At 73.5% G+C, this 9,748-nt stretch carries 11 protein-coding genes; 2 read left to right on the forward strand and 9 right to left on the reverse strand.

All coding sequences use genetic code 11. The annotated features are described in order from the left end of the window. Window positions 1-187 precede the first annotated feature (187 nt). From BJF79_RS35370 to BJF79_RS63195, 6 genes are all read right to left on the reverse strand, one after another. Window positions 188-1,024 (reverse strand): ABC transporter permease, encoded by an 837-nt coding sequence (locus BJF79_RS35370; RefSeq protein ID WP_075903955.1) that lies wholly within the window; start codon window positions 1,022-1,024, stop codon window positions 188-190. Beyond that, window positions 1,021-1,992 (reverse strand): ABC transporter ATP-binding protein, encoded by a 972-nt coding sequence (locus BJF79_RS63175; protein WP_262403040.1) that lies wholly within the window; start codon window positions 1,990-1,992, stop codon window positions 1,021-1,023. Before BJF79_RS63175 ends, BJF79_RS35370 begins: the two co-directional genes overlap by 4 nt. Further along, window positions 1,875-2,231, reverse strand: a complete 357-nt coding sequence (locus BJF79_RS63180; RefSeq protein WP_262403041.1) for a hypothetical protein — start codon at window positions 2,229-2,231, stop codon at window positions 1,875-1,877. The genes BJF79_RS63175 and BJF79_RS63180 overlap by 118 nt, the downstream gene beginning before the upstream one ends. A 277-nt stretch (window positions 2,232-2,508) precedes the next feature. Then, on the reverse strand, window positions 2,509-3,561 hold the full coding sequence (locus BJF79_RS63185; protein WP_083734483.1) for an alpha/beta hydrolase family protein: 1,053 nt from the start codon (window positions 3,559-3,561) through the stop codon (window positions 2,509-2,511). Window positions 3,562-3,675: 114 nt separating this feature from the next. Then, window positions 3,676-3,900 (reverse strand): hypothetical protein, encoded by a 225-nt coding sequence (locus BJF79_RS63190; protein WP_262403042.1) that lies wholly within the window; start codon window positions 3,898-3,900, stop codon window positions 3,676-3,678. After that, the gene (locus BJF79_RS63195; RefSeq protein ID WP_262403043.1) at window positions 3,897-4,283 is read right to left on the reverse strand and encodes a TetR/AcrR family transcriptional regulator; all 387 of its coding nucleotides are present in this window, start codon (window positions 4,281-4,283) and stop codon (window positions 3,897-3,899) included. The genes BJF79_RS63190 and BJF79_RS63195 overlap by 4 nt, the downstream gene beginning before the upstream one ends. An 87-nt stretch (window positions 4,284-4,370) precedes the next feature. On the opposite strand from BJF79_RS63195, the gene BJF79_RS65995 reads away from it, so the two are divergent. Further along, window positions 4,371-6,983: an MFS transporter gene (locus tag BJF79_RS65995; RefSeq protein WP_075903957.1), complete on the forward strand. Its 2,613-nt coding sequence runs from the start codon at window positions 4,371-4,373 to the stop codon at window positions 6,981-6,983. 47 nt (window positions 6,984-7,030) lie between these two features. Next, window positions 7,031-7,858, forward strand: coding sequence for a YceI family protein (locus BJF79_RS35390; protein WP_075903959.1), 828 nt, complete (start codon window positions 7,031-7,033; stop codon window positions 7,856-7,858). 96 nt (window positions 7,859-7,954) lie between these two features. On the opposite strand, the gene BJF79_RS35395 is transcribed toward BJF79_RS35390, so the two are convergent. The 3 genes from BJF79_RS35395 to BJF79_RS56310 form a co-directional block, all read right to left on the reverse strand. Continuing rightward, the gene (locus BJF79_RS35395; RefSeq protein ID WP_075903960.1) at window positions 7,955-8,800 is read right to left on the reverse strand and encodes an ABC transporter permease subunit; all 846 of its coding nucleotides are present in this window, start codon (window positions 8,798-8,800) and stop codon (window positions 7,955-7,957) included. Beyond that, window positions 8,797-9,099, reverse strand: a complete 303-nt coding sequence (locus tag BJF79_RS35400) for a hypothetical protein (RefSeq protein ID WP_143220668.1) — start codon at window positions 9,097-9,099, stop codon at window positions 8,797-8,799. The genes BJF79_RS35395 and BJF79_RS35400 overlap by 4 nt, the downstream gene beginning before the upstream one ends. A 45-nt stretch (window positions 9,100-9,144) precedes the next feature. Continuing rightward, window positions 9,145-9,748: SecDF P1 head subdomain-containing protein (locus tag BJF79_RS56310; RefSeq protein WP_075903964.1), on the reverse strand; the 604-nt coding region annotated here is incomplete at its 5' end.

Here is a 9,748-nt window from a genome sequence, read left to right on the forward strand (position 1 = left end):
GGCGGGATTTAACCCGTCCATCGAGCCGATGCGGCGTTCCCCTCGTACGATGCCGACGGCGTGTGCGAGGTTCGGTGAGTTTATGCGACCACCTCTGCCTGTTCGACCGATTTTGCAGAAGTCTCCATCGCGGAGAGTGATTGCGCAATAGCTGTGCGTTGTTTTGAAGTGGCCGGACTCGGTCAGTTCAGGAGACGATGTCGCGGTTGCGGAAGCGGCGGAATGCGAGGGCGAACAGGACGGCGGCGTAGGCGACGGAGATCGCCGTGCCCTTCGCCATGCCCGTCCATTCGATGTCCGGCTGGAGCGCGTCCATCCACGCGTACATCCAGTGGGTCGGCAGGAAGTCGCGCAGCGAGCCGAGGGCGGTGACGGCGTCCAGGATGTTGCTGACGATGACGAGGCCGACGGCGCCGCCGACCGCGCCGAGCGGGGAGTCGGTCGTGACCGAGAGGAGGAAAGCGAGGGCCGCGACCACGAGCTGGGCGATCAGGGAGTAGCCGACGATGATCGCCATGCGTTGCAGTGCCGTCCCGACCGGGACGGTGCCGCCCGTGGGGAGTTCGACGTCGCCCCAGCCGAACGCGACCGTGCCCGCGACCAGCGACATCAGGGGCAGGGAGAGGACTGCGACGACCGCGTATCCGAGGGCGACGATCAGTTTCTGCCTGAGGAGCCGGCCGCGCGGGACGGGCGCGGCGAGCAGGTAACGCAGCGAGGACCAGCCCGCCTCGCTCGCCACGGTGTCGCCGCAGAACAGGGCGACCGCGACGACGAGCAGGAAACCGGTCGAGACGAACAGGGCGAAGAGGGCGAAGTTGAGCGCGCCGGCGGTCGCGACGTCCACGAGGCTCGGGACGCCGTCCGTCCCGGGGTCACCACCGATCTTGAAGGCGGCGACGAGCACCCACGGGAGGGCGAGGAGGACGCCGAAGGCGAACAGCGTCCGGCGGCGGCGGAACTGGCGGACGGTTTCGACGTGCAGGGGGAGCGTTCGGCGAACGTGGTAGCCGGTGGCGGTCATGGTCCCTCCGCGATGAGTTCGAGGAAGGCGTCCTCGAGTCGGCGGCCGGATCCGACGATCTCGGCGACGGGGCCCGCGGTGACGCGCCGTCCGCCCGCCATGACGACCGCGTGCGTGCAGGTCTGCTCGACCTCGGCGAGGAGGTGGCTGGAGACGATGACCGTGCGGCCCGCCTCGGCGTAGCGGACGAGCACGTCGCGCATCTCGCGGATCTGCGGCGGGTCGAGGCCGTTGGTGGGTTCGTCCAGGACGAGCAGGTCCGGGAGGCCGAGCATCGCCTGGGCGATCGCGAGCCGCTGCCGCATGCCCTGCGAGTAGGTGCGGACGGCCCGGTCGAGGGCGGGGCCGAGGGCGGCGATGTCGAGCGCCTCGTCCATGTGGGCCTCGGCGCGCGGGCGTCCGGTGGCGCGCCAGTACAGGTCGAGGTTGTCGCGGCCGGACAGGTGCGGCAGGAAGCCCGGGCCCTCGACGAACGACCCGAGCCGGGACAGGACGGGCGCGCCGGGGGTGACGCGCTGCCCGAAGATGCGGATCTCGCCCTCGTCCGGGTGGATGAGCCCCATCAGCATCCGGAGTGTCGTGGTTTTTCCTGCACCGTTGGGGCCCAGCAGGCCGAGGACCTGGCCCTTCTCGACGCGGAAGGAAAGGTCCGCGACGGCGAGATGTCCGTTCTTGTACTTCTTCGTCAGCCCGATGATCTCCAGCGGGACGTCGCCGTCTCCGGAGTCGGCGGGCGTGCGGCGGCGGGCCAGGAGACCGGCGGCGACGGCCAGGGCGGCCAGGGGCAGCGCCCACACCCAGGCGGGGAGCGGGCTCGCCGCGGTCGTCAGTGCAGGGACGGTCGGGACGGTCAGCGGCGAGACGGCGCCGATCTTGTACGAGGCGGCTTCGGGGGGCGTCGCGAAACCCATGTCGGTCGTGGAGACGACGACGCGGAGGCGGTGGCCGCGGTCGAACCGGTGGTCCATCGGCGGGAGCGTGACCGCGACCTCCTCGCCGCGGGTGGCGCGGAACGGGGCCGCGAGGCGGCGGGCGGGCGTCGCGCGGCGTCCGGCTCGACGTCGTAGAGCTTCGCGAACAGCGCCACGTCGCCTCCGCCGTCGCCGCCGCGCCCGCCGACGCCGTCGTCCCCGCCGTCGCCGTCGTCCCCGCCGTCGTCGGCCCCGGTGACGCGGAGCCGGACGGTCGCGGCGCCGGTGAGGTGCACCGGACGGTCGAGCGGTGCGGTGTCGAACGTCGCGGACTGGCCGGGCGGGTCGGTGAGCGCGCCGCCGCCGAGGGCGCCGACGTCGAGCGCGCGAGCGAGCCGAGGCCCGGCAGGGCGGAGATGCCCGCCGGGACGCCGCCCGCCGGGTGGTGGACCGCCTGCTCGCGGCCCGTGAGGGGCAGGGCGCGGGGGGCGTTCGCCAGGCCCGGGTAGCCGGGCGCGGTGGCCTCCTCGGCCACGACGTTCCCGGTGGACGAGTCGAGCCCGCCCGACCGCGTCACCGTGAAGCCCGGCACTTCGGCCGGGCGCCCCGCAGCCGCGCGTCGAAGAAGTCGCCGACCAGGCCGCGGAGCCGCTCGGTCTCCTCGGGGCCGCCGTCGTGGCCGCCCCGGTACCAGACGACCGACACGGGCGCGCCGTTGCGGGCGATGGCGCGGGCGGTCGCGTCGGCGTGCGACAGCGGGAACAGGGAGTCGGACTGCCCTTGGACGATCAGGGCGGGGACGTCGATGCGGTCGGCGACCGCCGCGGGGCTGTTGCGTCGCAGGGTCTCGATCGCCTCGTCCGTGGGCCGTCCGGTCTCGGCGACCTCCTGGAACATCTCGCACAGGGACGGAAGGAACCGGCCGCAGGCCGTTCCGCCCGAGCCGCTGGTGAAGAACAGCCCCGCCCACAGCTTCTTGTAGACGCCGTTCGCGGGCCCTTCGCCGGAGGCGTCGGGGAACAGCGCGTCGGCGAGGTCGTGCCAGGTGATCCGCGGGGCGATCGCGTCGATCCGGTCGTCGTACGCGGCGGTGAGCAGGGTGATCGCGCCGCCGTAGGACGGTCCGGCCATGCCGAGGCGCGGGTCGCCGGGGCCGTCGAGCCGGACCTCGGGACGGGCCGCGAGCCAGTCGACCAGCTGCCGCGCGTCCTTCACCTCGTAGTCGGGGGAGTTGAGGGCGATCTCGCCGGTCGACGCGCCGAACCCGCGCGCCGACCAGGTCAGGACGGCGTACCCGTCCTCGGCGAGGGCGCGGGCGTCGCCCGCCACCTCGCGTTTGGTCCCGCCGAAGCCGTGCGCGAGCATGATCGCCGGGACCTTGCCGCCGTCCGTGCCCGCGCCCTCGGGCGTGTAGAACGAGACGTCGAGCGAGACGCGCCGGTCGTCGTCCGGACCGTCCATGACGGTGACGCGCTGCTCCACGACGCGCACGCGCGGTGCGCCGTCGGCCGTTATGCCCCAGAGTGCGCCCGCGCCCGCGATCAGGAGCGCGGCCCCGGCGGCCGACCAGCGCGCGGCCCGTCCCGTCCGGTGCAGGCGCTCGCCGAGCCGTCCCCCCAGCCTCATGGCAGCAGCCTATGGGCGCCGGGCGGCCGCCCGCTCCGCCCGGAGGCCGATCCGCGCTGCGCCCCGCGCGGTACGCGGCGGCCGTCCCGTCCGTCTCGCGGACGACCGGGAGGGTCAGGGCGCGAGGGCGGCGGAGAACATCGCGGTGAGGCGGTCGGCGAGCTCGTCGGGGTCGGCCTCGCGGAGATCGTTGAGGCCGAAGAGCCGCCGGACGGGCCCGCCGCCCATCAGGATCGCGGACGCGAGCAGCGCGCGCGCACGCGGGTCGGGGCCGTCGAGCTGGGCGACCATCGGTTCGACGATGGAGTCTTCGAGGTAGCGCAGGAGGCTCTGCTTCACCTCGGGATGCCCCGCGGAGCGTCGAGCAGCCGGGACACCGAGGTCACCGAGCGGTGTTCGACCTGGTGGGCGAAGTGCTCGGCGAGGCGGCGGGGGAGCCCTTCGGGGTCGCCGGCGATGACGCGGCGCAGAACGGACTCGCCGGACAGGACCTCGGTGAACAGGTCGACCTTCGAGCCGAAGTAGCGATGGACGAGCGCGGTGTTCGCGTCCGCCTCGGCGGCGATCATCCGGATGGTGACGCCGCCGTATCCGTGCTCGCCGAACAGGTCGCGGGCGGCGTCCAGGATGCGCCGCCGCGTGGCCTCCCGATCGCGCTTGCGTGCGTTCGGCCGCGTCTCGCCGTCGGTCTCCGCCGGGCCGGTGACCTGTATCGCGTCCATCACACAAGTATCCCTTGAGTTGCAAGTAAACAAGCGTCTACATAGGATACATGCTAAGCACAGATAATTGAGTTCGATGGGGGCAGAGTGGCTCGAGGGAGCGCGGCTACGGCCGAGCCTGAGCAAGAGATCCCGCAGTACACGCATCGCCAGGTCCTGAAGATCCTGTCGGGTCTGATGATGGCGATGCTGACTTCGATGATCTCGACGTCGGTCATCAGCACGGCGCTGCCGACGATCGTCGGCGAACTCGGGGGACAGGATCAGCTCGCCTGGGTGGCGAGCGCGTCGCTGCTGACGATGACCGCCTCGACGCCGCTGTGGGGCAAGCTGTCGGACGTCTTCGGCCGCAAGCTGATGTTCCAGAGCGGCCTGCTCGTCTTCGTCCTCGCCTCGGTGGGCGCGGGACTGTCGCAGAACGTCGGGCAGCTCATCGCGGCGCGGGCGTTCCAGGGCCTCGGCGTCGGCGGCCTGTCCGCGCTGGCGCAGGTCATCCTCGGGGACGTCGTCGAGCCGCGGCAGCGCGGCCGCTACGCCGGGTACATGGGGGCGGTGTTCGGCGTCGCGACGGTCGCCGGGCCGCTGCTCGGCGGGTTCATCGTCGACGCGGGCTTCCTCGGCTGGCGCTGGTGCTTCTACGTGTGCATCCCGCTCGCGGTGGTGGCGTTCATCGTCATCCAGAAGGTCCTCAAGCTGCCGAAGACGCAGAACGACACCACCATCGACGTCTTCGGCGGCATCACCATCACCGGCGCCGCCGCCGCGCTGATGTTCCTGCTGTCCATGGGCGGCGACCAGTTCGCGTGGAACTCCACCTGGACGTACGTCCTGATCGGCATCACGGTCGTGCTGACCGCGCTCGCCGTCGTGGCCGAGCGGACCGCGCGCGACCCGATCCTGCCGCCGCGGCTGTTCCGCGACCGGTCGTTCCTGGTGTCGAGCGTCGGGCTGCTGTGCATGGCCGTCGCCATGTTCGGCGCGATGATCTACATGCCGCAGTACCTGCAGATCGTCAAGGGGATGAGCCCGACGGCGTCCGGGCTGATGACGCTGCCGCTGGTCATCGGCATGCTGGTCACCTCGACCGTCTCCGGGCAGCTCGTCACCCGCACCGGCCGCTACAAGGTCTTCCCGGTGGTCGGCATGGTGTTCGTGGCGGGCGCGCTGTTCCTGCTGTCGCGCCTGCACGTCGACTCGTCCAAGCTGGAGATCGGCACCGGCCTCGCGCTGCTCGGCATCGGCCTCGGCCTGACCCTGCAGATCCTGATCCTCGCCGCGCAGAACTCCGCCGCCCGCGCCGACCTGGCCTCGACCACGTCCGGGCTGTCGTTCTTCCGCAACCTGGGCGGCGCGATGGGCGTCGCCGCGTTCGGGTCGATCCTCACCAACCGGCTCGGCGACGAGATGGCCGAGGGCGCGCGCGCCGCGGGCGTCTCGCTGCCGACGGGCGGCGGCGGCTCGCTCGGCTCGCCCGAGCAGATCGCGGCGCTGCCCGAACCGATCAAGCACATCGTGCTGACCGCGTTCAACAGCGCAGTGGAGACCGTCTTCCTCATCGGTGTGCCGGTCGCGGTCCTCGGATTCCTCGTGGTGCTCGCGCTCAAGGAGCTGCCGCTGCGCGGTTCCGGCCCGGTCCCCGCGACCGCCGCCGCCGGTGGCCCGCAGGACGGCGCGACGGCCGCGGACCTCGCCCGTCCGGTGGCCCCGGCCGCGACCGGACGGCACGAGCGGACGCCCGAGCCCGCGCGGCCCGGCGAGGAGCTCGTCGGCGCGGGCGCCGTCCCCCACGGGGCCGCGACGTCCGTCAACGAGATGTCGCACAACGCGTTCGGCCCGCCGTCGGGCAACGGCGGCCCGCGCTCCGCGGGGGCCGACACGAACGTCGACGGCCCGGCGGAGGCCCTCTTCGAGGCCCGGCCGGGCGGCGGCACCGGACCCGGCGGCGTCCCGGTCCGCGGTGTGGTCCGGACGTCCGACGGCGCGCCCGTCCCGTCCGCCGCCCTCACCCTGATCGGCGTGGACGGCCACCAGCTGGCGCGCGCGCTGACCCTCGCCGACGGACGGTACGCGCTCCCGACGCCCGGCCCCGGCACGTACGTGCTGATCGCCGCGACCGGGGAGCACGAACCGCAGGCCGCGACGCTCGTCGTCGGCGACAAGCCGGTCGAGTTCGACCTGCTCCTGGCGGGCAACGGGGGCCTCGCCGGGACGGTCCGCGGCGCCGACGGGCTCGCGGTGCCGAACGCGATGGTCGTCGTCACCGACGTGCGCGGCGAGGTCGTCGGCACCGGGAGGACCGGGCCCGACGGGCGGTACTCGTTCAGCGACGTCGTGTCCGGCATGTACACGCTCGCCGTGAGCGCCGCCGCGCACCGTCCGGTCGCGCTGCCCGTCGAGGTCGGCGGCAGCGGGCAGACCACGCAGGACGTCGAGATGCCGCCCGGCGCCCGGGTGCGCGGGACCGTCCGCAACGAGGCGGGCGAGCCCGTCGGGGACGCCCGCGTCACGATCGTCGACGCGGCCGGCAACGTCGTCGCCATGATGATCACCGGGCCGGACGGGGAGTACGCGTTCGCCGACCTGACGGGCGGGCAGTACACCGTGATCGCGTCCGGCTATCCTCCGGTGGCCACCGGCCTGTCGCTGTCGGGCGGCGGACGGGACGAGCACGACCTGAAGCTCGGCTACCCGGAAGAGTGACGGACACCGCCCGGACGAACCGGGACCAACGAGCACGAGGCTGGTCAATGGACGAGAGTCGGGGTCTGCGCGGCGCGGTGCGGACGAAGGACGGCTGGGCCGTGCGGCACGCGATCATCACGGTCACGGACCTGGCCGGGAACCAGGTGGCGCGGGAGCGGACCGGGGAGGACGGCGTGCTCGCCGCCGGTCCGCTGCCCGCCGGCACCTACACGGTCATCGTGACGGCGATGGGCTTCCAGCCCGCCGCCGCCACGCTGATCGTGACCGGTTCGGGCACCGCCGACATCGGCAAGATCGCGCTGGCGCGGGCGGGCGGCACCGAACTGCCCCCGCCCGGCCCGTGGACGATCGATCCCGCGCACTCGGCCGTCGGCGCCGTCGCCCAGCACCTCGGACTGTCGAGCGTCCGCGGCCGGTTCGGCGCCTTCGAGGGACGCGTCGACGTCGCCGAGCCGGTCGAGGAGTCGCGCGTCGTCGCCCGCATCGACGCGTCGTCCATCGACACCGGCAACAAGCTCCGCGACGACCACCTGCGCTCCGCCGACTTCCTCGACGTCGACGAGCACCCGGTCATCGAGTACGCCGGGACGGGCGTCACCGCCGCGGGCCCCGACCGCTGGACCGTGCACGGGCTGCTCACCCTCAACGGACGCACGCGGCCGGTCGACCTCGACCTCGCCTACCTCGGGACGGGCGCCGACCCGTGGGGCGGCGTCCGGGCGGCGTTCCGCGCGACCGCCGAACTCCGCCGCAAGGACTTCGGCATCCGCTACAACGAGCTGCTGGAGGCCGGTATCGCGATGGTCGGCGAGAGCCTGCGCGTCGAGCTGGAGATCCAGGCCGTCCAGGGCACCGAACTCCCGCAGGCGTGAACACCGCCGGGCGGGTTCCCGCCGGGCGGGCTCCTGCCGGGCGGGCGGCGGGCCCCCGCGCTCGGCCGCCGCCCGGGGATCGTGCGCGGTCGGGCGTCACTCCACGTCGCGCCTCCGGGTCAGCGAGAGCGTGCCGCCCACCAGCAGGGCGAGATAGCCGAAGAGGACCGCGGTCGCCGTCGCGCCGCCGAGCCCCTCGGTGATCCCGGGGGTGCCCCCGGCGTTCTGCGGGACCGCGCCGAGGGCGGCCACGAGGGAGCCGCCGGCACTGCCGGGCGTGTACTGCTGGAGCGTCCCCAGCACCGGGATCTCGACGCCGGCCCGCAGCAGGTTCTCCACCGCGAGGCACCAGACCAGCCCCAGCCCGATCGGCAGGGCGGTACCGCGCAGGAGCGTCGCGACGAAGACGCCGAAGGCGCACCACACCGCGCCGATCAGGAGACCGCCGCCGAGGGCGGCGAGCAGATCCACGATGCCGGGCCAGACGATCGCGCGGTCGGCCGCGCCGACGACCACGACACCGGCCACGGCGTTCAGGACGAACGAGCAGGCGATGATACCGAGAAGCAGAGCGACCAGGGACGCGACCTTCCCGGCCAGGACGCTCGTCCGGCTCGGGCCCTGGGTGAGGATCATCTTCTGGGTGCGCCAGCCGTGCTCGCTTCCGGCCGAGAGGACTCCCAGCAGGATCGCCAGTGCCCCCGCGAAGATCGGAAGCCCGCGGACGGAGGTGGGGCCGAGGGAATCGGGAAGCGCCTGCAGGAGCCCCTGCAGGGCGGCCGCGCGCTGTTCCGCGGAGGCGGCGTCGTCCAGTCCGGTGTAACTGAAGTAGGGGAAGACGTAGCCGAAGACGACGGCGAGCACGAGCCATACCGCGATGGCGGTGAGGACGGCCGGACGCTTGCGGAGCTTGCGGAACTCCGCCGCGAGACTGGCGATCATCGGTCGCTCCCGGTGGGCGTGCCGGTCTCCGACGCGGTCAGTTCGAAGGAGACATCGGCCAGCGAGCGCTCGTGCCATGACAGCGCGCTCACCTCCAGCAGCCGCGCCACCCGCGTCGCGCCGACCGAGGTGTAGCGCCCGACGACCAGCAGGTTGTCCCGGCCGGACAGGTACGGATACAGGGCCGGTTCCTCGATCAGGAGCCCCGTCCGCGCCAGCGATCGCGGATCACCGGCCGGACGGCCGAGGACGGTCGCGGTCCCGGCCGTGGGCGCGGTCAGGCCGAGCAGCATTCGCATGGTGGTGTCGCGTCGGCCGCCCCGCCCCGGCGGGCTCGGCGGGCCTTAGGCGCCCCGCAGCTCCCGGACGAGCCGGGCGGCCGCCGCCCGGTCCTGCGGGCCCGTCACGATGACCTTGCCGTCGGTGATGGCCATGTCGACCCGCGGCAGGGTGACGATCCGGTCGTCGACCACGAACGCCAGGTCGCGGCCCACGGTCGACCGGGTGAGGTCGGCGAACGCGCTCCGGTCCGCGGGACGCAGCGTCAGCGCGACGTCGTACCCGCCCTGCCGCATCCGCGACCGCTGCACGTGCAGTTCCGACACCTCGTGGATCGAGAGCCCCTGCTCCAGCCGGTAGCAGGTCGCCCCGCCGCCCGTCTGCCCGGTGATCCCGCGCGTCCCGGGCGGGCACTGCCCCGGCGTCGTCTGCGTCACCGGGTAGATGTGCAGCGGATCGGCCAGCGGCACCGGCCGCGTCCGCATCGACGACGCGATCAGGCCGCCGGTGACCGCCACCGCCGCGATCAGCAACCCGAGCGTGAGCACCATGACCAGCAGCGCCGAGCGGTGCCGGTCCGCGGCTTTGGCCTCCGGCGGCACCCGGCGCGCCGGGACCCGGCGGCGCGCTCCGCGGCTCCGCTTCGCCTCGGCCGCCGCCGCGCCGCTC

This window comes from Actinomadura sp. CNU-125, assembly GCF_001942465.1.
Classification (GTDB): domain Bacteria; phylum Actinomycetota; class Actinomycetes; order Streptosporangiales; family Streptosporangiaceae; genus Spirillospora.

Coding starts and splice junctions, on each gene's coding strand:
- BJF79_RS35370 (WP_075903955.1), bottom strand. CDS start 1,024: ATGACCGCCACCGGCTACCACGTTCGCCGAACGCTCCCCCTGCACGTC.
- BJF79_RS63175 (WP_262403040.1), bottom strand. CDS start 1,992: ATGGACCACCGGTTCGACCGCGGCCACCGCCTCCGCGTCGTCGTCTCC.
- BJF79_RS63185 (WP_083734483.1), bottom strand. CDS start 3,561: ATGAGGCTGGGGGGACGGCTCGGCGAGCGCCTGCACCGGACGGGACGG.
- BJF79_RS63195 (WP_262403043.1), bottom strand. CDS start 4,283: ATGGACGCGATACAGGTCACCGGCCCGGCGGAGACCGACGGCGAGACG.
- BJF79_RS35390 (WP_075903959.1), top strand. CDS start 7,031: ATGGACGAGAGTCGGGGTCTGCGCGGCGCGGTGCGGACGAAGGACGGC.
- BJF79_RS35395 (WP_075903960.1), bottom strand. CDS start 8,800: ATGATCGCCAGTCTCGCGGCGGAGTTCCGCAAGCTCCGCAAGCGTCCG.
- BJF79_RS35400 (WP_143220668.1), bottom strand. CDS start 9,099: ATGCGAATGCTGCTCGGCCTGACCGCGCCCACGGCCGGGACCGCGACC.